25 protein-coding genes are annotated in these 25,406 nt (G+C 27.5%); 10 read left to right on the plus strand and 15 right to left on the minus strand.

Annotated elements, in window-relative coordinates:
- Positions 1–157 precede the first annotated feature (157 nt).
- Complete coding sequence (locus Q3223_RS05555) at positions 158–334, minus strand: hypothetical protein (protein WP_167640365.1); 177 nt, start codon at positions 332–334, stop codon at positions 158–160.
- Positions 335–629: 295 nt separating this feature from the next.
- Between Q3223_RS05555 and Q3223_RS05560 the strand changes: the two genes are divergently transcribed.
- The 5 genes from Q3223_RS05560 to Q3223_RS05580 all read left to right on the plus strand — a co-directional run bounded on the left by Q3223_RS05560 (position 630) and on the right by Q3223_RS05580 (position 5,247).
- Positions 630–2,228, plus strand: coding sequence for a recombinase family protein (locus Q3223_RS05560; protein WP_407811750.1), 1,599 nt, complete (start codon positions 630–632; stop codon positions 2,226–2,228).
- Between the two features lie 194 nt (positions 2,229–2,422).
- Positions 2,423–3,223, plus strand: coding sequence for an ABC transporter permease (locus Q3223_RS05565; protein ID WP_054270340.1), 801 nt, complete (start codon positions 2,423–2,425; stop codon positions 3,221–3,223).
- Positions 3,224–3,601: 378 nt separating this feature from the next.
- Complete coding sequence (locus Q3223_RS05570; protein WP_054270339.1) at positions 3,602–3,736, plus strand: hypothetical protein; 135 nt, start codon at positions 3,602–3,604, stop codon at positions 3,734–3,736.
- A gap of 150 nt (positions 3,737–3,886) precedes the next feature.
- The gene (locus Q3223_RS05575; protein ID WP_074178160.1) at positions 3,887–4,324 is read left to right on the plus strand and encodes a cytidine/deoxycytidylate deaminase family protein; all 438 of its coding nucleotides are present in this window, start codon (positions 3,887–3,889) and stop codon (positions 4,322–4,324) included.
- A gap of 131 nt (positions 4,325–4,455) precedes the next feature.
- Positions 4,456–5,247 carry an N-acetylmuramoyl-L-alanine amidase gene (locus Q3223_RS05580; RefSeq protein WP_223195921.1) on the plus strand — a complete coding sequence of 264 codons (792 nt, stop codon included), beginning with the start codon at positions 4,456–4,458 and terminating at the stop codon, positions 5,245–5,247.
- Between the two features lie 143 nt (positions 5,248–5,390).
- Here the strand turns inward: Q3223_RS05580 and Q3223_RS05585 are convergent, their stop codons facing one another.
- From Q3223_RS05585 to Q3223_RS05595, 3 genes are all read right to left on the minus strand, one after another.
- Positions 5,391–5,741 carry a hypothetical protein gene (locus tag Q3223_RS05585; protein WP_054270337.1) on the minus strand — a complete coding sequence of 117 codons (351 nt, stop codon included), beginning with the start codon at positions 5,739–5,741 and terminating at the stop codon, positions 5,391–5,393.
- 2 nt (positions 5,742–5,743) lie between these two features.
- On the minus strand, positions 5,744–6,127 hold the full coding sequence (locus tag Q3223_RS05590) for a YtxH domain-containing protein (protein WP_054270336.1): 384 nt from the start codon (positions 6,125–6,127) through the stop codon (positions 5,744–5,746).
- Positions 6,128–6,569: 442 nt separating this feature from the next.
- Positions 6,570–6,953: a PBECR2 nuclease fold domain-containing protein gene (locus Q3223_RS05595; RefSeq protein ID WP_054270335.1), complete on the minus strand. Its 384-nt coding sequence runs from the start codon at positions 6,951–6,953 to the stop codon at positions 6,570–6,572.
- A 348-nt stretch (positions 6,954–7,301) separates the two neighbouring features.
- Here Q3223_RS05595 and Q3223_RS05600 point away from each other — a divergent pair, with 348 nt between their 5' ends.
- Entirely contained in the window at positions 7,302–7,793 is a 492-nt protein-coding gene (locus tag Q3223_RS05600; RefSeq protein ID WP_407811751.1) for a prolyl-tRNA synthetase associated domain-containing protein, read from the plus strand.
- A 118-nt stretch (positions 7,794–7,911) separates the two neighbouring features.
- On the opposite strand, the gene Q3223_RS05605 is transcribed toward Q3223_RS05600, so the two are convergent.
- Positions 7,912–8,646, minus strand: coding sequence for a bifunctional 2-polyprenyl-6-hydroxyphenol methylase/3-demethylubiquinol 3-O-methyltransferase UbiG (locus Q3223_RS05605; protein ID WP_054270333.1), 735 nt, complete (start codon positions 8,644–8,646; stop codon positions 7,912–7,914).
- 346 nt (positions 8,647–8,992) lie between these two features.
- Between Q3223_RS05605 and Q3223_RS05610 the strand changes: the two genes are divergently transcribed.
- Positions 8,993–9,568 carry an ABC transporter substrate-binding protein gene (locus Q3223_RS05610; protein ID WP_407811752.1) on the plus strand — a complete coding sequence of 192 codons (576 nt, stop codon included), beginning with the start codon at positions 8,993–8,995 and terminating at the stop codon, positions 9,566–9,568.
- A gap of 129 nt (positions 9,569–9,697) precedes the next feature.
- Here the strand turns inward: Q3223_RS05610 and Q3223_RS05615 are convergent, their stop codons facing one another.
- The 7 genes from Q3223_RS05615 to Q3223_RS05645 all read right to left on the minus strand — a co-directional run bounded on the left by Q3223_RS05615 (position 9,698) and on the right by Q3223_RS05645 (position 15,358).
- Positions 9,698–10,939, minus strand: a complete 1,242-nt coding sequence (locus Q3223_RS05615) for an ABC transporter permease (protein WP_054270331.1) — start codon at positions 10,937–10,939, stop codon at positions 9,698–9,700.
- A 20-nt stretch (positions 10,940–10,959) separates the two neighbouring features.
- Positions 10,960–11,826: an ABC transporter ATP-binding protein gene (locus Q3223_RS05620; RefSeq protein ID WP_054270330.1), complete on the minus strand. Its 867-nt coding sequence runs from the start codon at positions 11,824–11,826 to the stop codon at positions 10,960–10,962.
- Between the two features lie 38 nt (positions 11,827–11,864).
- Entirely contained in the window at positions 11,865–12,626 is a 762-nt protein-coding gene (locus Q3223_RS05625; RefSeq protein WP_054270329.1) for a hypothetical protein, read from the minus strand.
- Positions 12,623–13,138: an RNA polymerase sigma factor gene (locus Q3223_RS05630; RefSeq protein WP_074178152.1), complete on the minus strand. Its 516-nt coding sequence runs from the start codon at positions 13,136–13,138 to the stop codon at positions 12,623–12,625. The genes Q3223_RS05625 and Q3223_RS05630 overlap by 4 nt, the downstream gene beginning before the upstream one ends.
- Positions 13,139–13,505: 367 nt before the next feature.
- A complete protein-coding gene (locus Q3223_RS05635; RefSeq protein WP_054270327.1) occupies positions 13,506–14,027 on the minus strand; it encodes a PadR family transcriptional regulator in 522 nt (173 codons plus the stop codon).
- A 54-nt stretch (positions 14,028–14,081) separates the two neighbouring features.
- Positions 14,082–14,930, minus strand: a complete 849-nt coding sequence (locus Q3223_RS05640; protein WP_407811753.1) for a sialate O-acetylesterase — start codon at positions 14,928–14,930, stop codon at positions 14,082–14,084.
- A gap of 146 nt (positions 14,931–15,076) precedes the next feature.
- Positions 15,077–15,358 carry a hypothetical protein gene (locus tag Q3223_RS05645; protein ID WP_054270325.1) on the minus strand — a complete coding sequence of 94 codons (282 nt, stop codon included), beginning with the start codon at positions 15,356–15,358 and terminating at the stop codon, positions 15,077–15,079.
- 385 nt (positions 15,359–15,743) lie between these two features.
- Between Q3223_RS05645 and Q3223_RS05650 the strand changes: the two genes are divergently transcribed.
- The 3 genes from Q3223_RS05650 to Q3223_RS05660 all read left to right on the plus strand — a co-directional run bounded on the left by Q3223_RS05650 (position 15,744) and on the right by Q3223_RS05660 (position 18,838).
- The gene (locus Q3223_RS05650) at positions 15,744–16,598 is read left to right on the plus strand and encodes an AraC family transcriptional regulator (RefSeq protein WP_054270324.1); all 855 of its coding nucleotides are present in this window, start codon (positions 15,744–15,746) and stop codon (positions 16,596–16,598) included.
- Positions 16,599–16,794: 196 nt separating this feature from the next.
- Complete coding sequence (locus Q3223_RS05655) at positions 16,795–18,300, plus strand: recombinase family protein (RefSeq protein ID WP_219674014.1); 1,506 nt, start codon at positions 16,795–16,797, stop codon at positions 18,298–18,300.
- 58 nt (positions 18,301–18,358) lie between these two features.
- Positions 18,359–18,838, plus strand: coding sequence for an ABC transporter substrate-binding protein (locus Q3223_RS05660; RefSeq protein ID WP_074178151.1), 480 nt, complete (start codon positions 18,359–18,361; stop codon positions 18,836–18,838).
- A gap of 130 nt (positions 18,839–18,968) precedes the next feature.
- On the opposite strand, the gene Q3223_RS05665 is transcribed toward Q3223_RS05660, so the two are convergent.
- The 3 genes from Q3223_RS05665 to Q3223_RS05675 all read right to left on the minus strand — a co-directional run bounded on the left by Q3223_RS05665 (position 18,969) and on the right by Q3223_RS05675 (position 25,392).
- Positions 18,969–19,316, minus strand: a complete 348-nt coding sequence (locus Q3223_RS05665; RefSeq protein WP_054270322.1) for a cupin domain-containing protein — start codon at positions 19,314–19,316, stop codon at positions 18,969–18,971.
- Positions 19,317–19,721: 405 nt separating this feature from the next.
- Positions 19,722–23,600 (minus strand): hypothetical protein, encoded by a 3,879-nt coding sequence (locus Q3223_RS05670; RefSeq protein WP_407811754.1) that lies wholly within the window; start codon positions 23,598–23,600, stop codon positions 19,722–19,724.
- Between the two features lie 1,045 nt (positions 23,601–24,645).
- A complete protein-coding gene (locus Q3223_RS05675; protein WP_231300868.1) occupies positions 24,646–25,392 on the minus strand; it encodes a YdcF family protein in 747 nt (248 codons plus the stop codon).
- Positions 25,393–25,406 lie beyond the last annotated feature (14 nt).

A 25,406-nucleotide genomic window follows, 5' to 3' on the forward strand; every position in this document is an offset into this window, starting at 1 on the left:
TTACCATCCTCCTTAAGTTAAATACGCAAAAAAGCTCCATAGACTTTATCTATGGAGCTCCATTGCTCTTTTAACACTTCATTGTGTTATATTTTAAAATATACTATTTGATTAATATAATGTCAAGTCATAGTACATTAAAATCAATAATCGAAGCTTATGTATCAGCTTTACTTACGTTTAATTCTTTTTCTAAAAGGGTAAAAGCCTCCCCTAAAATTTCTTTAGGATATTTTTTACTTATTATATTTACAAACCAATTAGCTTTAGCCATTTCTATTTCATTGAGTTTAGCTTCATCTTTAGGAAAAATTTCTATAACCTTGATTTCCATATGCAAGCCCCCTACACATTTTTGTTATAACTACTAGTTTTAAAAATCATATTTTAAAATATCTGGATTTTAAGTATCTTATATTAATCTATGAAGTTATAGATTTGTCCTGATACAACTAAGTATCAATTTGCCTAACTCATTTGGAATTTTAATGGCAAAGAAATAAAAAAAATAAATAGTCATATATTATAAAGGGGATAATTATATAAATTCAATTAATTAATATATTCATTTGAAATACTATAATAAATAATTTAAAATAGATAGCTCGAATTTATAGGAGGTCTTAATTTTGAAAGCTGCAATTTATTCAAGAAAATCAAGATTCACTGGGAAAGGTGATTCTATAGAAAATCAAATACAACTATGTATGGATTATGCCAAATCTATTGGTATAGAAGATTTTTATATATATGAAGATGAGGGCTTTAGTGGTAGTAATATAGATAGACCACAATTTAAAAAAATGATGCAAGATGCCAAGGACAAAAAATTTAATTATCTAATTTGTTATAGATTGGATAGAATTTCGAGAAATGTATCTGATTTTTCTACTTTAATAGAAAAATTAAACAAACTAGATATATCGTTTATATCTATTAAAGAACAATTTGATACCTCTACTCCAATGGGAAGAGCTATGATGTTTATATCAAGTGTATTTGCTCAATTAGAAAGAGAAACCATTGCAGAACGTGTAAAAGATAATATGTATGAATTGGCTCGTAGTGGTAGATGGCTTGGAGGCAAAACACCTCATGGATTTAACAGTGAAAAAATCACTTTTTTGGATGAAAATCTAAAAGAAAGAAGTATGTATAAACTCCAAGTAAATGATGAACAAATGGAGATTGTAAAGCTAATATATAATAAGTACTTAGAATTTAGGTCCTTATCAAAATTATATAAATATGTCTATCACAATAGTATAAGAGGTCCTCATGGTGGTAAATTTGACCCTAGCTCTTTATCTAGAATACTTAGAAATCCAGCATATGTAAAAGCTAATGATGAAATTTTAAAATATCTCAGAGACAATGGTATGGAGGTTATAGGAACTCCAGACGGAAAATGTGGAATATTGACATATGCTAAAAATACATCTGATTCCATAGCTGCAATTGCAAAGCATCTTGGAGTTATAGAACCTGAGATATGGCTTAAAACACAAAATCAACTGGATAAAAATCGTGATAAAGCACCTAGAATAGCAACTGGTAAAACTGCTCTTTTATCTGGTCTTATAAAATGTAGTAAGTGTGGTGCTAATATGAGAATCACTTATAAAGGTAAAAAAACTGATAAAGATTTAAAATATTATTATGTATGTGGAACTAAAAAAACACTTGGTGTTGATGGTTGTAACTGTAAAAATCTTAATGGTCCATTAGTTGAAAGTTTAGTTGTAGATAAAATTAAAAATTGTGATTTAGAATCTATCATAAGTGCATTTGATAGTAATAAAATCAAGATTGATTATGCCTTTAATGATTTACACTCCGAGACTGATTTACTTAAAAACAAGGTTTTAGAGAAGGAAAAACTTATTAACAATTTAATTAAAGAGCTTGCAAAAAATACTGGCAGTATCGCTTCTGATTACATAATTTCTCAAGTTGAAAGTTTAAATAATGAGATTAGTATCTTAAAGAGTAAGATTGATGACTTAGAGTCTAGTGATATAAATACTAGTAGTGATTGTTTTAATTTGGACATTATTGTTAGTAATTTGAAGAAATTTAATAATGAAGTTGATAATGCTAGCCTGGATGATAAGAGATTATTATTGTCTACTATTATTGATTCTATTATTTGGGATAGTAGTTTAGGAGACCTTAACATTCTTTATATGGGTGCTGAAATAGATGATTCTGTTTCTTTAAATAATTAGTTGCACTTTCTTAGTGATAGTAGAAGCAATAAGCATATCAGATAAGGTTGCAATATTATCTAAAAGACCTGCTACCATAAAAAACATTTACGACATTGAACTTAATATGGATGGAACAAAAACGCCTCTCAAAACACGTAAAGTTCCGGATTTTCAAAAGTATTTCGACATATTATGGAAGGAGCTAGATACACATGAGGCTTAATAAAAGATCAGAAGGATATATAAACTATGTTAAAGGTGTAAAAAGAGAAAAAAGAAATGTATTGTTCTACCAGTTATTAATTCTAATTGGTTTTATCATAGTCTGGGAACTTCTAGCTGACTTAAATGTTATAAATACATTTCTATTTAGCAAACCAAGTGATATTTACAATTTATTTATTCAATATGCATCTAGTGGACAGTTATTTAAGCATATTGGAATATCTGTATATGAAACTGTCCTTGGTCTTGTTATAGGGACTGTTTTAGGTATATTGGTAGCAATTGCTCTTTGGTGGTCAGAGAAATTATCAAAAATATTAGACCCATTTTTGGTAGTTTTAAATGCTCTTCCTAAGACTGCTTTGGCTCCTATAATTATAGTTTGGGTAGGTGCTGGAATAGAAGGAATCGTCGTAACAGCTGTAACTATTTCGGTTGTTGTTACTATACTTTCAGCTTACAATTATTTTATGAATATAGATGAAGAGAAAATTAAAATGCTAAAAAGTTTTGGAGCAAGTAAATCCCAAATACTTTTTAAACTTATACTACCCGCAAATACAGGAAATTTGATAAATTTAACTAAGATTAATATTGGTATGGCATGGGTAGGTGTAATTGTTGGAGAGTTTTTGGTTTCAAGATATGGAATAGGATACTTAATAGTATATGGCTCTCAAGTATTCAAATTAGATTTAGTAATGATGGGCGTATTTGTATTGGCTATCTGTGCATGGGCAATGTACGCTGTAGTTAATATTATAGAAAAAATATACAATTCTAGATAAGTAAAATTTTATTCAAGATATTTGATTATTTTAGTGATTATAATAAGGAATGATTTCTTATAAGTAATCATTTTTCGAAATTAAAGAGATACATTTTTAATAATTAAAGCTGTAGGAATATTTGTGAAGATATAAGACAAATTTACCTACAGTTTTTAGTGTGTAAATAAGAAAGTAAATAATAAAAAAGATTAAATAATAATTATTTAAGTGATAATTTTAAAACTTACTGAATATAATTATATGTCGGTTAAAGACGTATGAAAATAAAAGGAATTTAGAAGTTACATGTTGTATAAATATTGTATATGCAGCATGTAATAAATCTTAGCACTATTTATATTCTATACAAAAAGATATTTTGAAGGGAGATTAAAAATGGGAATATTAGAGGGAGCTGCAATGATAAGAAAAATTGCAATTAAAATAGCTAAAGAAAAAGGGATTACAGAGCAAAAGGCATGGCCTGAAGCTGTAAAAGAATTTAAAGAAAAATATGAACTTCTATTATAAACCTTGATTATAAAACTGTCTCGATTTTATTGAGACAGTTTTCTTATTTTAAATTGCTTTGTTTCTAACAAATTTATATATAAATTTGTTTTTAATACTATTTTTAAGGTATAAACTTTATATATTAGACATAAGTTTGGAGGGATTAATTTGGAAAATAAAATTGAAAATAGATGTTCATGGCAAGAATATTTTATGAGATTATGTGAGACAGTAGCTGAAAGAGGTACTTGTGATAGAGCCTATGTAGGTGCTATAATTGTAAATTCAGAAAATAGAATTGTATCTACTGGTTATAATGGTAGTATTTCTGGAGATAAGCATTGCAGTGAAGTTGGTCATGAGATGAGAGATGGGCATTGCATTAGGACAATTCATGCTGAACAAAATGCTCTTTACTATTGTGCCAAAGAAGGTATCGCAGTTAAAGATTGTTCCATTTATGTAACTCATTTTCCATGTTTAAATTGTACTAAAGCCATAATTCAATCTGGAATTAAACATATATATTATAGAAATGGATATAGAATGGATGAATATGCTATAAAATTATTGAAATCAAGCAATGTATTATATACAAAACTATAACTTTAATACATTTTACCTAAATGCTCTATGAATTTACAAGATATCTTATATTAAATCTATAAGACATAAAAAGAAACAAATTTCTAAGTTATGCATATATTAAATAGAGGTTAAATTTAATTGAAAAGGAGATGCATAGCTTGAAAGTAGTAGTAATACCAGGGCATACTTTAACTGGAAAAGGTACAGGAGCTGTTGGATATATAAATGAAGGTAAAGAAACAAGAATAATGAATGACTTGATTGTCAAATGGCTTAAAATGGGGGGAGCTACTGTTTACACAGGAAGAGTTGATGAATCAAATAATCATTTAGCAGACCAGTGTAAAATAGCAAACAAACAAGAAACTGATTTAGCTGTTCAAATTCATTTTAATGCAAATGTCACAACTTCAGCTCCAGAAGGTACAGAAACAATATATAAAACTAATAATGGGAAAATACATGCAGAAAGAGTAAATGCTAAATTAGCTACAGTATTTAAAAACAGAGGAGCAAAATCTGATGTTAGAGGTCTTTATTGGCTTAATCATACTGATGCACCAGCAATATTAATAGAAGTATGTTTTGTAGATAGTAAGGCAGATACAGATTACTACATTAACAATAAAGATAAAGTTGCTAAATTGATAGCAGAAGGAATATTAAATAAATCTATATCAGATTCTCAGGGGGGAAATAAAGTGTATGAAAATGTAATAGTTTATACAGGAGATGCTGACAAAGTAGCAGCTCAGATTTTATACTGGCAATTAAAAGATGCTTTAATGGTTGAAGCATCTAGTTATAAGCAAGGTTTAGGGAAAAAAGTTTATGTTATAGGTGGAGAAGCTAATAAACTTGTAAAAGGTGATGTAGTAATAAATGGTGCTGATAGATATGAAACTGTTAAATTAGCATTAAAACAAATAGATAAATTATAAGAGAATGATTATTTTATAAAAATCTAATAAAAAGATGTATCTACTTGTTAGTTTATTAATTAATAGATACATCTTTATTTATTCATATTAACTTTATCGATAAATTATTTTCTGTTTTAATAATTTTTTCATTAAAACTAGAATTATTTTTTATCTAAAAAAATGTTTTTGATTATAGTCAATATATCAACTATAACATCCATATTTGATTTGACACTGTCTTTAGTAACAAGAAAATCTGCTGTAACTTCAGTAACTGCTTCAGTTACATCTTTCATATTTTCTCCTACTTCTCCAAAATTCTCTACAACACTAGGAAGATTATTTAAAGTTGTATTTATATTTTGTGTATTATCATTTAAAACAGTTCCAACATTACTTAAAATCTTATGTAATTTAGCAAGTACAATAATTAAATAAACTAAAGCAACACATCCAAGTATAGCTAATAATATATATATTATACTTATATTGATTGTTATTGTATTGTTCATTCCTATTCCTCAGTGACACTAACTGGTTCAACAATATCTATTATTTTATCTTCCTCATTAGAATGCTCAATGTTCTTTTTAGTATCTATATACTTTCTTATTTTTTTCTTTGACTCCATAAAATTTCCTCTTCTATCTTCTAGCTTGTTAGACATTTTATCTTTTACATCTACTGTTTTAATATTTATTTTTTCAACAATCTGTTGTGAAGCATCTTTTATGTCTTCTCTTGTTTCTTTTCCTGATTTAGGAGCCAACAATACTCCACTCACTGCACCAGTAACTGCTCCTAACACTACACCAGCTGTAGCAACTTTAGCTTGCTTAACTTTTTCAGCTCTTTGTTTAGCTTTTCTCTTATCTTCTATTTTCTTTGATAAACTCATATCTAATCGCCCCTTATTATAATATTTCTAAATATTATAATACATTTTTTTCCATAATGATATAGTTTCTAACTAAATTTTTAGAAACTAATACAAAAAAATACTTTTTTATAGATATAAGATTATTCATATTATTCCATAAATCACATTATATGAATATCTAAGAAATTATTTAGGATAAAGTAAGTATTCTTATACTTCAAATCTTTTATATAAATTTACTTAATAGTTCAAAAAACAATAAGAGAGGAATTAATCCTCTCTTTTAAATGTAATTAGATTTGGCAGGGCGGCGTATCCTGCATCTCTATTAACTACTCCATAGTAGCGTATTGGGTGCCCTTTCCAACCTCAAATCTAACTAATAAATATCTACATATATATTAATATTATAACTTATTTAACAATATTTTTCAATAGTTTCAAAAATAATAATATTATGTTAACTTTCGTATTGTTTTACTCTTCCACTACTAATTCTACTTTCTAATTTGGCTTCTTTTATAGCATATAGTGAAGATACATATAAATATCCCTTTTTTGTATCTAGTTCTGTAGCCACTAAAATATAATCACCAATTTTTTTTATAAACTCCACACTTTTTCCAGGCTTTTTAGGATGACTGCCTATATATTCAGGAGATTTGAGTACCATTTTTATAGTATCTATTATATCATTAACAATATCCTTACTTAATTGACACCTGTGTTTTTTCTTTATATGTTTTATAACACCAGAAGAAGCATAAATTTTACCAGTATATTCAATTCCAGCAAGTTCTGCAGTTTCTTCATCTATGATTCCAACAACTTTGTCTGTAGACATATAAAGCACGTTCCTTTCTAAGGTAATTTACCGTTAATACTGTAAAATTTATTAAAATTAAATATCTCTATTTAAAGTATAGTTTATTCCAAAAAGAAAAGATAGTATAATATAGTTTTTTCATATGTGACTTTATATAATCTCTTTTTATATAATTTATAAATAGTAAATAATGTCCTTTTTACAAGTATTTTTAAAATTTTTTAACTTTATAGAATTATATTTGTACATTAGAGCTTTATCTAAAAGCAAATAATATAGCATTTACACACCATAAAACGTTTTCTTTTGAAGTTTTATGTGATAATATTGTTTATATATAAAATAAATTTCTAATAGGAGGATATTATGGATACTCAACAACAAGAAGTATATAGAAAATTGGATGAATTAAATATACCTTATGAAGCTATAAATCATCCACCAGTTTATACAATTGAAGAAATGGAACAATTAGAAACATTACATATGGAATTTGTTGTAAAAAATTTATTTCTTCGTGATGCTAAAGGGAAAGAACATTTTTTAGTTGTACTAGGTAAGGATAAAAAAGCAGATTTAAAAGACATTCGTCAACAAATTGATAGTAAGCCTCTTAGTTTTGCATCAGAAGAAAGACTTCAGAAATACTTAAAACTTACTAAGGGAGCTGTAACTCCTTTTGGTATATTAAATGATACAGATGCTGTTGTAAAAGTTGTATTTGATAAAGATTTATTAAAAATGGATAAAATAGGTATACATCCAAATGACAACACAGCTACTGTGTTTTTGAAATTTGAAGACATGAAAAAACTTATAGAGCAAAATGGAAATGAAATATATTATGTAGAAGTATAATTATTACTTACTAGAAAAGGCAAAAGAAATCATTACTTTTGCCTTCTTTAAAAAATACAATTAATCTTTCAGCTTAGCATTTAAAATTTTCTCTATAAGCTAAATTAACTATTCTTTACTATCTTTTTCTTGCAGCTACAAGTAACATCATAGGTCTGCGTAATTCATCTTTCATTTCAGGAATTGTATCTAATAGTTTTTCTTCTGGTTGAGGTTCGATTATTTCTAATATTTCAAATCCAGTTTTATTTAAAGTATTTAGATAAGTTGTCAGTGTTTTATGATATTTTATAACTTCTTCTCCTAAAAAATTAGATTTACGTACTCCTTCTGTAAAATATCTATCAACTGGCCAATGAAGATGATTACCATCCTTGTCACAATACCATTCTTGAGTTCCATATGCAGTGAATATAGGATGTTCAACAGAAAATACGAACTCACCTCCACTTGAAAGGCAGTCACTTATTTTATTACATATATCTTCAAATGATTGAATATAATGTAGTGCCAAAGAACTAATAACTATATCAAAACTATCTTTTGGAAAATTAATATCTTCAATAGGCATACATATGTATTTTATATTATCAAATTTTGTTTTGTTTCTAGCTTCTTTTAGCATTTTTTCTGAAATATCAATTCCAATAGCAGAATCTGCTCCATTTTCAACTGCATATTGACAGTGCCATCCAAATCCACAGCCCAAATCTAAAACGCGTTTTCCTTTAAATTCTGGTAACATTTTTTTTAAAACATGCCATTCTCCAGCACCTGCTAGACCATTTATAGAACGTTCCATTTTACTGTATTTATCAAAGAATTCATCATTATCATATTTATTTTGTTTCATATAATTTCCTCCATTTTAATTATGTTTGTCCAGTAATACTCAAGTAATTGCAAAATATAAAGTTAGGTTATTTCATATAAAAATAATCTAACTTTATATATAAATTCTTTTCATATAAATTAGTATTTATATATAGTACTCTAAAATAATATTATTTTAATTTTACCCTTTAAATTATAAATAATCAATATAATTTACCCAAGATTAAACATTGTTTAAAACATAAAACTTAAATTTATTTTTAGGTTTTTGTAGAAATTGAATAAATATAGATACATTTTTGTAACAACTACAATAAATATTTAATACTATATATTATTCGGATGTCTTATGGGAGGTATTTATTATGTTTAAAAAAATAGTTGCAATTGCAAGTTCTGTTGTTATAGGCACGCTATGTCTAACTGGATGTGATTTTAGTTCCAATGATAAAAAAGATGACTCTTCATCTAAAAATCTAGATAAGGTAACTATAGCAGAAGTTACTCATTCCGTTTTTTACGCTCCACAATATGCTGCTATTACAAAAGGTTTTTTTGAAGATGAAGGTATAAAAATCGACCTTATAAATACTCAAGGTGCTGATAAAACTATGGCAGCTTTGATTTCAGGTGAAGCAAATGTAGGTCTAATGGGTCCTGAAGCATCTATATATGTATATAATCAAAATAAAAATGATTATGCAGTGAACTTTGCTCAATTGACTAAAAGAGATGGAAGTTTTTTAGTAGCTAGAAAAAAAATGTCTAATTTCTCTTATGATGATTTAAAAGGAAAAGAAATATTAGGTGGCAGAAAAGGTGGAGTTCCACTTATGACTTTTGAATATGTTCTAAAAGACAAAGGGCTTACTATAGGAGAAAATCTAAAAGCAGGTAATGTTAATGTAAGAACTGATGTACAAAAATCAGTATGTTTATAACATAAACTTATAATCTCTAAACTACATATTTTATAATTGCTCAACTTAAACACAAAACTTCAAAGCTTGAATATACAGAAATTAACTATAATTTATTTCTGTATCCTCAAGCTTTTTATATTATATAGTTTAATTAACTTGGTGTTTTTTAAAATTATTTTTAGTAAAAGGTAAGAAAATAATTGCAAGTACTAAACATGTAAAAATAATCATAGTTGGTAAATCTATTATTAAATTACCAATCTTGTAATCTATATAATTGGCAAACGAAAATGAAATAGCATTTGATGGCAAAATTCGTAAAATCAGATTATAAAGTTTGTTTGTTTCACTATATTGTAAAAATATTGGTACGAAAAGTATTATTATATTTGTAATTAAAACTGGAAAAGGTGATTTCATGCAAGAAGATAATAAAAGTGTAAAACTAATTAATGCTATTAATATAATATAAATAACTAATATGCTTAGTAATGTTGCCTGTAAAAGTGTATATGGATATGGAACTGAACTAGTTGTAAGTTGTAATGGTAAATTCCATCCATCCATTCCAAAAGACAGAGTGAGTATTCCAACACATACAATTGTGTTTATAATAAAAATAATTGTCCCAAATAAAAAGGAACTTATTATTTTGGCTGTTATAACTTTACTTTTTCCATATTTAGAAGATAATATCACTGAATCAGTACCTGATTGATATTCTCCTGAAAATACAGAAGCTATACTTATACAAATAGCTAATATAGTAAAAATCAGTAAATCTCTCGATAATATGAAATAATCCCAACCTTGATAATATCCATTTAAATAGGGCTCACTTATTTCCTTATTCTTAGATAACCAAAATTCCTTTTCTTTTTGTGTATAATTTCCATCTGCATATTCCATATTTAAGATTGTATTTACTTTTTCATTTCTAGACTTATAAAAATCAATGCCATTCTTTAGTGACATTGTTCTAATTATAGAGGAATCAAAATCATTAGGCTTACTATATGACTCTATTATAAAACTGTAAAAACTCTTACTAGGATAAAAAAATTTCCAATAAATATCTGGTTTAAAATCTGAAAAACCACTTTCATCTTTTATAATATTATCTGGATTATTAAACATTTTTTGATATTCTTTAACTGAGTTTTCTACTTTTTTATTTGTTATGTACCCATCATTTAATTTAGATTGTTGTTTTTTTATTTCAATGGCCTGTAGACCTCTATACTCTTTTCCATTCTCATCATTAGCTTTTTCTTGAAGTGGCATTAAAGAAAAAAGGATTATGCTTAAGGCTAGACTTCCTAAAATAACTGCTATTGTAGACTTTCTCTTTATTATTTTTTTTAATTCAAATTTAATTAATGTAGACATACTTATCTCCTTATATATATTTATAGTTCCTCATTGATACAATATAAATACAAATCTTCTAATGTTGGTTTCAAATTACATGCATTATCATGTGGTTTTATATCACTTATAATTCTAAGATTTACGACTCCTCCAGAATGATGAATATTTGCTAAACAATATCTATCAGACATATACTCTACTTCATTTTCATTAATTACACATTTCCATACTTTATCTTCTATTTTTGAAGTTACCTCTTCAACTGAACCAGTTAAAATGAATCTTCCTTTTTTCATTATTAAAATCTTATCTGCAATATGTTCTACATCAGATACAATATGAGTAGATAAAATAACAATTTTCTTTTTAGAGAATTTTGAAATCAAATTACGAAATCTAACTCGTTCTTTAGGGTCTAATCCTGCTGTTGGTTCATCTAATATTAAAATTTTAGGGTCGTTAAGTAGTGTCTGAGCAAATCCTAGCCTTTGTTTCATCCCTCCAGAGAATGTTTTTATTTTTTTATTGATTACATCTGATAAACCAACCATTTCTAATAATTCTTGTGTTTTTTTCTTTGCATGGCTAGGTATCAATCCCTTTAATGAAGCTATATATAGCATAAATTCTTTTGCAGTAAAATCTGGATAATATCCAAAGTCTTGAGGAAGATATCCAATCATATCTCTAAAATCTTCTCCCATATCCAAGTTATTTTTACCATCTATCTTTACTTCTCCAGATGATGGACTTAATATCCCACAAATCATTCTCATAAGAGTGGTCTTTCCTGCCCCATTTTCTCCTAAAAATCCATATATACCTTCATTCAATCTAAATTCTATTTTATCTACTATAACTTTGTTATTATACTGTTTTGTTAATCCTTCTACACTTAGCTCCATACTTATTCCTCCTGATACTGTATATTCTTATTTTTTTCTTACACAATAATATTTTCAAACGAACGAATATGTCTCCATGTTTTTCTTATTTCATAAATTAATATTAATGATGTGATTATAAAAACGATTAGCCATTGGTTTATTGATTCAAATTGATATATACTTTTTCTAAAAGTACCTAGTGTAAATATCAATAATACAAGAGATACACCATATATCATACAATAATAATTCGTATTTTTACCTTTGTTTCTATTTATAATTTCCATACATCCTATACACATTAAGTTAAAGGGCACTAGTATATAAATTATTATATACAGTACATTTAAATTAATAGTTTGTTTTGCAGATATCAAGACAATAAGCATAAGCAACAAATCACTTATTCCAAATACAAGCATTCTTGTAGCAATAATTTTGTGTAGTGTATTTTTGGTTGAAAATTCTATCTCTAAAATACTACTATTATATACTTTTGCTAACTCTTCTATATTAGTTAATATGAGAAGTGGAAATGTTGCGGAAATCAAGGATAAAGTATTGTAAAGTGAATTGCTATCTCTTGATGTACTAAATAAAAATAAGCATATTATACACAGTACTAAAAATTGCATAATCCAAGTTCTTTTTCGTATAAAGCCAATTTGAGAGATAAAAAATTCTATACTATTCATTCTTTTATCTGCATTATTAAATGTTAATTCATGTATAGCTTTAACCGTTTTTTCAATTGCTGAAACATCATATTTTGGAACTTTATATTCAAATAGACTTTCTTTAAGTTTTTTATTATTCATAATTTACCTCCTTCCAGATATAATTTTAGTTTTTTTAATGCTCTATTCATTCTATACTTTGTTACAGAGACGCTTGAACCCATAATCTTAGCAATATCCTTAAATTTTAAATCATGATAATACCTTAAAATTATCACTTCAAACTCTACTTCTGGTAATTTAATCAAAGCTTCTTTTACAAATATTTTGTTTTCAACATCTGCTAATTCTTGCTTTGACATCTCTTTATCTAATGACTCCAAATATATCGGTTGCTTTTTCTTCCATAAGTCCTTACACTTATTTTTTGCGATAACATATAAATAGTTTTCAAACTTACCATAATGTTTATAATCACTTATATTTTTTATAACTGTTATAAATACATCTTGGGTTAAGTCTTGTGCAGTCATTTGATTGTCTACATGGCGATAACAATAACAATAGATGCTATCATAGTATTTTTTGATTAGAGTATCAAACAATTCTTTTTCCCCTGCTTTTATTCTTGATATAATCCGAGCATCATTCACTATTATCACCTCCGTCATTATATATAACGATTTATACTATAAAAAAGTCAGTATAAAAAAATTAATTTATTATTTTATAATTATTTATAAATACAATTATATTAAAACTATTTATACCATTAATTAATACTCAAACAATTTTATTATATCAGATGTCATACTTTTCATCTTAAGTGTCTGTAATTCAACGATTAATAACTTTATATTTATAAATTTTATTTACATAGTATAAATGTCTTTTAACATCTTATATAATAAAAAGACAGATATCCAATTGGAAATTATCTGCCTTATTTTAATCTATATATCCTACATTTATATAAAGTATATATGTAGATTTTTTTATTATTAACATCAATTATTAACATCAATCTTTAATATCATTTAGTAACTTCTCAAACCATTCAATATTAACTAAATGGTGAGAACGAGAATTTTCTAGCATTCTATTAAAATAATGTGAATTTGTTTTGTTATTTTCTATGGATTCATTTAACAGAGAAATTCTTACTTGAGTTTGCTTAATTTGCGTTTCCAACAATTCTATTAACTTTTCATTTTTATAATCATTGGCAAATAACAGTGTTGCGTAAAATGATAGATTTATATACTCTGTTTTAGAACCATACTTATACATTAGTTTTTCAAATTCTTGACATCCAAGTTCAGTAATTATATAGTTATGAGTTTCTCTACTTTTATTAGATTGTTTATTTTCAACTTTTTCAATAAACTTTTTTTCTTCAAGTTGCTGTAAATTATAATAAAAAGAACCTTTAGTGAAATTTACTATGTACTTGTAATGCTTCTTCTCCATTAATGCTAACAACTCATATCCATAAGAATTTGGATTTTGTTTTAATAATCCTAAAATTAATAATGGTATCAAAAAATCACCTCTTTTTTCAAGCTATATTTACTAATATATTAATGAATATTTTATCTAATTATCATTAAGTTTAATAAGTTTAGATTCAAACTCATCATATGATATCTTTCCTAGTGCCAAGTCCATACTATTTATATATATTTTTTCTGTTTTTGTATATGTCTTGGAATTACTTGGTATTATCAACTCACTTTCATTAGCTAATGCTTCCATAATATGCTTTTTATTATAAAAAGCTTCAAAATAACGTAATCCAAATTTTCTTTGAGATATTGCATCAATATGAATACCATCAGGATTAGATGTAAGGCCTGTTGCTGTAACAAAGTAACAATTATCTTGTTCAAAAGCAAATTTCTGTAACTCTTGATTGATAAATACGTACTCAGTACAACTTTTCCCAAAACCTACTTTTCCTAAGAAGTCTCCCAATCCACCAATAATAATTGGCATATCTGGAATATTTAATTCTTTTCTAAGAGCTTCAATAATAGAAAGTAATTTTTTATAATAAAATTTATAGTTGCCATTATTACTGTCACTTTCTCCTTGATGCCATAAAATTCCTGTCAATTCACTGCTTTGCATGGCAAATTTAGCTTCACTTATAGCATGTTTAAAAAGTATACCATCTATATTCCATTCATCTAAGGAACTGCCTCCTTCAGCACAAGGAATTAGCCCAATTCTATCCTCTTGATTTTCACAACACCATGTATTTGCAAATGATGCAGCAAGACTTACCCCAGAAACTGGTCTGTCATAATTAATAGGTTCTGTCATCATTTGCCATCTTCCATTACGTAACATCTGTATTCTTTCATTATAAATTGGAGTCACTTCACTTATGAATCCTCTTCCAGCCATATTGGACTGTCCTAACATTAAAAATGATTTAATCATTGTTATTGTCCTTTCTTAAACTCTTGTTGTATTTATTTTTCATGGTAGTCTAATTAGACTATCTATGTTTATATTATAGTCTAATTAGACTATAAGTCAATAATATTATAAAAAATACTTGTCCTACTTAACTTATTAAAGAAGTGCTAATGACTAGCAACTTCTTTGTTTGAATCTTTTATTTGTAATTGTCTATCTACCATTATTTTTTCTATTGCTTCATATATTATTGTATCTTTTTCTTGTTTTTCTTCTAATGTGAACTTTCTTCCTAAGGTTGTTTCAGGAGATACTACATGACAGATTGTCTTTCCATGTAGTACTGTCATGGATATTTTATAACCATTCTCGTCTGTTGGAACATCTACATCGTCGTCGAGATATATTATAGTAGTTGTACCGTCCAAGTCTTTTTCTATCTTTGGCATTTAAATCCCCTCCTCTTTATATTTTATGTATCTTAAAAATTGTCCTATTCTCAATGATTATTTATAATTGAGTAACTAAGCTTTGCTTGATTAAAAGCAAACCCTCAAAAATAGTTAACTATGAATAAAATATTATATATAATTAAATGTTTAACCTAAAATATTATAAAAATTTCATAATCAATTAAAACTGTTATCTTCTATAAAAATTAGATACTAATTTGTGATATACTTTAATGTGAAAAACAATACTATTTGTTCATTTTTGTAGTTAATTACAGACTTTCTCATGTTCATTCTTTATTAAGCTAGTTAATTAGTGCATAGAAAGAGAGGATTAACTATTTTAAAATATATATTATATAAATTACAAGGAGCTGATTTTATGGAATGGATTGAAAGATTAAACAAAGCAATTAACTATATTGAAGAAAACATAACAAAAGAAATTGAATATGAACAAGTTGCAAAAATAGCTTGTTGTTCTACATATCATTTTCAAAGAATGTTTGCTTATATGGCAGATGTACCACTTTCTGAATATATTCGTCGTAGACGAATGTCTTTGGCAGCTGTAGAATTACAGAATGATGATAAAAAAATAATTGATGTAGCTTTAAAATATGGATATTCTTCTCCAACTGCCTTTAATCGTGCATTTAAAAGTATTCATGGTGTTGCTCCATCAGTTATAAAAAAAGGAGAAATAACAACTTTGAAGGCCTTTCCACCAATCAGCTTCAAAATTAGTATAAAAGGAGCCGAAGAAATGAATTATAGAGTCGAAAAAAAAGAAGCATTTCGTATAGTTGGTGTATCTCAGCCACTTCACACTGAATTAGAAAAGAATTTTGAAATTGTTCCTCAAATGTGGCAAAAAGTTGCTTTAGATGGAACTCTTCAAAAATTAATACCTATGATGGATAGTCAACCTCAAGGTGTATTAGGTATAAGCATTTGCAATGATTTAGAAGAATGGAGATATTTTATATCAGTTTCAAGTACAAAATCTATAGATAATACATTAGACGAATACACTATTCCAGCTTTTACTTGGGCTATATTCTCTGGAGAAGGCCAATGCCCACAAGCAATTCAAGAACTAGAAAAGCGTATTGTAACAGAATGGTTGCCTACTTCTGGATATGAATATGACAATGGTCCTGATATTGAGCTTTACTTAAATCCAGACCCACAAAATGCTAAGTTTGAAGTATGGATACCTGTTGTAAAAAAATAGCGTAAAATTTATAGCTAAGGTATAAAGATAACAATATGAACATTACTTAAAGTATGAGATTTTAAATGGACTATAGAAATTACTATATAAAAATAAACCTTTAAAAATATATCGTGTATTTTTAAGGGTTTATTTTTTATATTTTAAATATAATCAATTTGTTGTTGAATATAATATATTCAAGGAGTGTGATTTAATGAATGTCGCAATTTATTTACGCAAAAGCAGAGCTGATGAAGAAGCAGAACATAGAGGTGAATTTGAAACACTAAGTAGACATAAGACAACTCTTTTAAAATTAGCAAAAGAGAAAAATTTAAATGTTATTAATATTAAAGAAGAACTTATTTCTGGTGAAAGTATAAAATACAGACCTAAGATGATAGAACTATTAGATGAGGTTAAAAATAATGACTATGATGCAGTCTTAGTAATGGATATTGACCGTTTAGGACGTGGAAATATGCAAGACCAAGGATTAATATTGGATACATTTAAAAAATCTAAAACAAAAATTATTACTCCTAGAAAAATTTATGATTTAAATGATGAATTTGATGAAGAATATTCCGAATTTGAAGCTTTTATGGCTCGTAAAGAATTAAAATTAATATCTAGACGTATGCAAAGAGGAAAAATTAAAAGTATTGAAGAAGGTAAATTTATAGCTCAAGCACCGCCTTATGGATATGATATTAAATATTTAAATAATAAAGAAAGAATACTTATAATAAATGAAGAGAAAGCAACTGTTGTTAAAATAATCTTTGATATGTATTTAAAGGGAGGTGGCGCATGTAAAATATCTAGTTATCTAAATGAACTTGGTTATAAAACTACAACAGGTAGGACTTGGTATGAAAAAGGAGTTAGAGATATTATAAAAAATAAAGTGTATTGTGGTTATATAGTATGGAATAAAGTTGAGAGAAAAAGAAATTCTAGTAGAACAAGAGGAATCGAAGAACAGATTGAAGTAAAAGGAAAACACGAACCAATAATAAGCGAAGATATATGGAATGAAGCACAGAACATAAGAAAAAAACGCAGTAACTCTCCCACATCAAACAATAAAATAACTAATCCACTAGCTGGGATTGTAAAATGTGGATACTGTAATCATACTTTAGTAGCTAAATCCAATACTACATCAAGTGGTCATGAGAAATATATGGTTTGTACTAATTGTAAAAATAAAGCTACAAAATTATACATATTAGAAAATAAAATTTTATCAGTTTTAAACAAATGGGTAATAGATTATAAACTATCTTTAAAAGAAGAAAAAGATAGTTTTAAAATTAAGGATAATTTAGAAAATACTTTAGCAAGTTTAAATAAAGAATTTAATAATCTAGAAAAACAAAAAGAGCGACTACATGATTTTTTAGAACAAGGGATTTATGACAGTGATACATTTCTAGAACGTTCAAATATACTTACATCTCGTATAGAAGATATAAGAAAAGCTATAAATAAAACAAATATAAATATTGAAATTGAAAAAGAAAGAAAAATAGTTGAAGCGCAAGTTATTCCTCAACTCGAAAGAATTCTAAGTGAATATACAGAAGAGAAAGAACCCTATTTAAAAAACATACTACTTAAAACTGTAATTAATTATGCTGTATATAAAAAAGAAGCTAGTCAGAAGTCTGATGATTTTTCTTTAACACTCTACCCCAATATCTCAAGAAATTAATCAAAAAATTAAATACATATTTTAGTGTTATAATTAGACTGATTACCAATTTGGTGTAATGGCAGGAGCTTTTGCAGGTGGAGAAGGAGACTTTACAACAGCTTTTGAACCTACAGCAACAGCTATGGAAAAAGAAGGTAGTGGATATATAGTTACATCTATAGGAAAAGATTCTGGAGAAATACCATTTACAGCTTATTCCACTACTAAATCATATATGAAAAATAATAAAGATTTAATTCAAAGATTTACAAATGCTGTCTATAAAGGTCAACTATGGGTTCAACAAGCACCTAGTAAGGATATAGCTAAAGCTATGCAACCTTTCTTTGAAGATATATCTTTAGAAGACTTAACAACAGTTGTAGATAGATACAAATCAATAGATGCATGGTCTCAAAATCCTGTATTAAAAGAAGAAGGATTGAACAAATTAATGTCTGTTATGAAAGAGGCCAAAGAATTAGACAAAGAAGCACCTTATAAAGATATTGTAAATACTGAGTTTGCTGAGAATGCTATAAAAAATATAAAATAAAGAATATATGTTCATCATTTCAACAATGAAAAAGAGGCTTATCTCTATTTTGAGATAGCCTCTTTTTACAGTTTGAGATTAAAGTTTATATAATAAAATAGAAATTAAAGTACTAATTGTACTTATATATCTATCCTCTATATTCTGCTCCAGCATTGATTTTTGTGATTTGAACAGCTACCATTTCTTCTTTGCTTCCATTAGTAATCTCATGCCATTCTCCTGTTGGTACAAAGACAGTATCACCATCTTTTACATCACATTCATGTTCACCAAGCTTCATTTTACCTTCGCCCTTTAGAAACACAAATATTTGCTCACCATTAGGATGTCTATGAGCATTAAGAACTTGATTAGGTTTAAAATAATAAACTTCTGAAGTTATATCACTACCAGCGAATACTGGTATTTTTGGAACAGCTGTATCATTATATTGAGCTAAGCTTCCATCTAATAGATTCTTTTTATTTTCATGCATACTAGAAATACCTCTTTTCTGTATTATAGATTTACTCTTATTATTCCAATATAAAAAAATAGTATTCTCATCCTCAACAATAGGAATAAAATTCTTTTATTCTTAAAATGCAGTAAAGTTTACCTATGTACTTAAAGAAATGTACCTTTATGAATATAAAAATAGCCTGAGGTGATAAATCTTAAATTATTTTTGGCTATATAAATTTAGATAAGTAAAAGATATGAATAATTTTTATTAAAAAACAAAACTATATAAGGACCACTTCGCTTTAGGCAATAGCACTGCGAAGTTAGTCCTTATCAAATATAAAAAGGTTAATATTTTTTAATTAATATAAAATATTTTCTTCATACACTGTAAATCTACTTTTTATCTTATTTAGGATAAAATTATTGTGGCAAATTAATATTTAGACTTATTTTTAGAACAATCATTGTGACAATTGCAACTGTGTTCATTGCAACAACAATCATTACAGCAATTGCAACTATGTTTATCACAACAACAGTCTTTACAACAATTACAACAAGGATCGCCACAACAACAATCTTTACAACAATTACAACAAGGGTCGTCACAACAACAATCTTTACAACATGAGTCATCACAACAACACTGTTCAATTTTCACTTTCACTCTTGATATATTATTGTTGGGATTTGAATCTGGTGTTGTTGAAGTTACTTTTGCAGTATTTATTAGTTTGTCATTACATGTTGGTTTTACAAATCCTCTCAATAGCATAACTCTTAAAGACCCTGCTGGTAATGTACCTATATCAAGACTTCCAGTCCATGGTTTAAAACTTATACCTCTATCCAATGAAAATTCTGCTCTACCAAGTTTATTTGACACATGGTCTATTAAAATAACATTTTGAGCATCTGCTGGGCCTGCATTTGATACTTTTATTAAAAATTCTAATCGTTCTCCTACACAAACTTCTTTTTTATTTACTAATTTTATTACGGAAACATCTGCTGATAAGCTTACTTCTGCTTCTGATGTTGAAGTATTGTTATTTAGATTTGGGTCATACGTAGTTGAACTTACAGTTGCAGTATTTACAATAATACCTACTGCTGTTTGGCTTACTGTTCCCATTATTATAATATTTCTTACTTCTCCAGCATTTAGAGTACCTATATTAAGTCTTCCAGTCCATGGATGGAAAGTCACTCCGTTGTCTATTGAGTATTCTGGATTTAAAATAGAAGTTGGTATATTGTCTGTTAAAATAACATTTTGTGCAGCTGATGGTCCTGCATTTGAAACCTCAACAACATAAATGAATGTTTCTCCTGGTACAGCAATTGGTTCATTCTCTTTTATTACAGAAATATCTGCTGATGAACTTACTTCTATTTCTGCTGTCGAAGTATTATTGTCTAGATTTGGATCAGGTGTAGGTGAACTTACAGTTGCAGTATTTACAATCATACCTACTGCTGTTTGACTTACTATCCCTTCTATTATAATACTTCTTATCTCTCCAGAATTTAAAGTTCCTATATTAAGACTTCCAGTCCATGGTTGGAAAGTTACGCCTCCATTTACTGAATACTCTGGATTTAGAATAGAGCTTGGTATATTATCTGTTAAAATAACATTCTGTGCAGCTGATGGTCCTGCATTTGTAATTACTATAGTATAGCTAAAAGTTTCTCCTGGAACTGCTGCATCCATATTGTTAGTCTTTATTACACCTATATCTGCTGATGCAATAATAGGAGTTGTCACTGTTGATGAATCTACAACTGGTTCTGGTACATTTGCACTTACTTCTGCTGTATTTGTAATATATCCTGTGGCTGTTGAACTTACTAATCCCTTTATAATAATTCTTATTAATTGCCCTGGTGCCACTGTACCTATATTAAGGCTTCCAGTCCATGGTTGGAAAGTTACTCCATTATCTATTGAGTATTCTGGATTTAAAATAGCAGCAGGTATATTATCTGTTAAAACTACATTCGTAGCATTGGATGGTCCTTCATTAAAAATTCCAATTGTATATACAAGTTCTTCTCCAGGAACAGCTACATCTTCATCAGTTACTTTTATAATAGAAATGCCTGCTTGTGGATTAACTGGTGTAATAGTAGTTGATATATTATTACTTAAATCTGGGTCAGGTGTAGATGAAACGACTGTTGCTGTATTTACTATATCTCCTGTAGCGTTTAAACTGACTATTCCTTGTATTAAAATTGTTACTGAAGCTCCAGCACCTAAAGTTCCTATACCAAGACTTCCAGTCCATGGTTGGAAAGTTACCCCACCATTTGTTGAATACTCTGGATTCAAAACAGAATCTGGTATATCATCATTTAGTACTACATTTTCAGCATTTGATGGCCCTAAATTTACTACTTCAATAGTATATTTTAATAAAGTACCTGGAACTGCTGAGTTAGGTTCTGATGTCTTAACTATTAAAAGGTCTGCTAACAGACTTACTTCTGTATCTATTGTAGACGTATTATTTCTAGGGTTTGGGTCTGCTGTAGATGAAGATACCATAGCTGTATTTCTTATAGTACCTATTGCTGATGGATTTACAACCCCTCTAATTATAATAACTCTTACTTCTCCTACTCCTAAAGTACCTATATTAAGACTTCCAGTCCATGGTTGGAAAGTTATTCCTCCATTTGATGAATACTCTGGATTCAAGATGGAAGGAGGTATATTATCTGTTAAGATTACATTTTCAGATGGATATGGTCCATTATTTATAACTTTTATAGTATACATCAGTTCTTCCCCTGGATTCACAACATCAGGCTCAGACATCTTTGTAACTTCAATATCTGCTGTTATTACCAAAAGTGGAACTGGATTAGAATCTACTGAAAAATCATTTGGTATTCCTCCCTCTACAGGTGTATAAGAGTAATCTATAGTTGCTATATTATTAATTGGATTTGGATTAGGAATACCTTCTACTCTTACATCAAAGGTTACTTCAACACTTGTCCCTCCTCCAACATTTGGCAATGTAAAACCTATATTAGGGTCTACTCCTGATATAGATGCACCATTAACTGTTACACTTCCAGGTATAAATAACAAACCATTTGGAACGATATCTCTAAAAAATACATTAGTTAAAGGACTACTACAAGTATTATCTAGTCTAACTGTGTATGTGACTATATCTCCTACATTTGCAGCCGTTGTATTGCTTGTTTTTATTGGAGTAAATGTTGGTATTTCAATTTCTCTTAAAGAAACATCATCTATAGCATAATCATTTCCGACAGCACCTTCTCCTTCACTAAAAAATTCTACTGTAAGTTGATTATTATTTTGAGAATTAATGATAGTACCTACTTCTTTCCATTCTGGTGCGTTTGTATTAACTGGAATTTGAGTTCCTAATGTTGCCTGATACAATATATTATTATTTTGGTCAAGTATTCTTACGCCTAATTGTGGTGGTGGATATCCTGTTACCTTAAAAAGATTTAAAATCCATGTACTAAATAGGAAATTAGTATTAGGTGTAACAGATACTGTTGATCTAAAAAATACAGCGCCTGGATCAAAACCATTTACTACCATCATTCTACCTGTTTCATTTCCTGTAGTATGGTCAGCAATACGCCACCAAGCTCCTATAACGTTGCTCATCGCATTTGTCATAATGTTTTGTACTGTGTATTCTCCATCTATAGGTGTAAACTTAGTCGGGTCTGGTACCACATACGTAAAATCTGGCGTTACACCTGGGTAAGGTTCTATTGCAGGACCTGTATTACTTGGTGTGCCTGGTTGGAAAAAACCAAATGTACCATTATCCGCATCTGTAATAAGATTTATATCAGATACAGATACACAAGGGTCCAATATATTTTGTATAGGTGTATAAATTACAGGTCCATTTAATATATTTTGATTTGTTATATCAGAACCTGTCACTGTTATTAGTAATGTATTAGGTGTTGTAGAATCTAAGTTTGTTGAACCTGCAGGTGGATTTGTTACAAAAGTAATAGGTGGTGCTTGGGCAATTGGAACTGGACCTACTACTGCTGTTGCAAAATTTCCTGGTGTCGGTATTCCTCCTGGAGTTCCAAAAGCCTCTACAATCCTATAGTTACCATTTGGAACATTAGTAAACACATAATTTCCTGTAGCATTTGTAAGAACTACAAGTCTAGCTCCAGTTGTTATATTTTGTAACACAACTGGTACATTGGCTATTCCTGTGTCTCCAGTGTTGATAGTAGCACTTCTATCTCTATCAAAAATTATTTGGCCTGACACTGTTGCCATATTATCACTCCTTTGAAATTATAAAATTTTGTGTTCATAATATATTATTCTTTTAAATACTTTTATGTGACATTTTCATTCAATAAGCATGCTTTTTTTCTATAATATTCTTTTTTTCTTTCCATAATCCCCAATCTATTTGATAGCGTATTTTTTGTGGTAGATAAACTATTTAGATTATAATTTTTAAAAACTATCATACAAATAAAAAATGGCATAAAATATACTATTTTATGCCATTTTTTATTAATCCAGTATTTTCAATATATATAACAAGATAAATTTGTATTTTGTCAGTAAAATGTCAGTAATTTTTTTATTATTTTTTCTCTTTTTTTAGTTTTAAATAAATTAAAAACCATGCTTTTATATTCTAAACTATCAAACAAACTATTTTAAAAAAATCAAATTTAATCACTTAAGATATTTTTCGGATTAAACTATATACATCTCATTTTTTATTTATGTTCTATTTTAATCATAAAATTCTCAGTATTTTATTCACTTAATAATAATAGCAAATTAAAAGTAACTTCAAAATACACGTTGAAATCTAGTTGAATTTTATAACATTTACTGACTTTGATTATTTCGTATTTTTTATTATAATTATTTTCGTAATCTTGCCTAAAATAACGACTTATTATTTTAGTTTTTAAGTAGTTTATATATTTTTTATTGATGTTTTATACCTTTGAGGATAAAATAAGCTTAGAATTTATTTAAACGTCTAATTATACGCCTCAAGCTAAAATTAAGAATTTTAGTTAACTTTATTTTTATTATGTAAACTAAAAAGTCTTTTTAAAATTCTATCTATATTTATAAAAATTAGTACAATCTTGAAACTATTTTTATATTGATTTGTATTAATATTATGAATATTTTATTTACGTTCATGATATTAATATAAAATGCCAAGGAGATTTGTAAAGATGAGAAATGGATTAGAATTAAAAGAAAAGATAATTTTATAACTTTTGGTTTATCATATAAAAAAAGACTGGATATAGGTTTATAATTTATATCCAGTCTTCTTAATTTATTATATATCAAAAACAATTGTTTTCCATAGTGCAAAAAATTCTCTTGTATAATAAGTAGGTATAAATGAAAGTTTTGATTTACTAGCATAAAAAGAGGTGTTTTTATATCCATTTCTATATGCCAATATTTTACTTCTAAGAACATGAAAATCTGTTGTTACTATTTTTATTTTTAAGTCTTTTAATTTTCCTTTGCTATGTTCTTCTATCTTTAACTTTGAATACTTAAAATTTTCGTAAGTATTAGTAGATTTATCTTCCTCTATTATTCTATTTTTATTTATACCATTTTTTGTAAGATAATCTTTCATAGCTTTTGCCTCAGTTATATTTTCTCCATTTCCTTTACCACCTGATACAACCACATAACAATCATCATTAACCTTTAAATATTTTAAGGCTGTGTTTAATCTTCCCTTTAAGGTTGTACTTGGTGTATTCTTCTTTACAGAAGCTCCTAAAATCAATAGATAATCACTCTTTACTTCAAAGTTGTTTTTGGGGTAAAAAATAATCAAACTTTCAGTAACTATGAACACTATTAGAAAAACACTAATTATTATCTTTAGCAATTTATAAAAAACCTTCTTTTCTTTAATTTTATTCTTAAATATTTGATAAACAATTAATAGGATTCCTACAACTAAGAAAATTTCACTAAATGAAATACCTCCAAAAACTATTTTAAGATAAAAATAGTAAATTGCAAATACTATGCCCAATATTAAACTAACACTATTTAACATATTCTCATAATCCT

The organism is Clostridioides sp. GD02367 (genome assembly GCF_045900275.1).
Taxonomy (GTDB): Bacteria; Bacillota; Clostridia; order Peptostreptococcales; family Peptostreptococcaceae; genus Clostridioides; species Clostridioides difficile_A.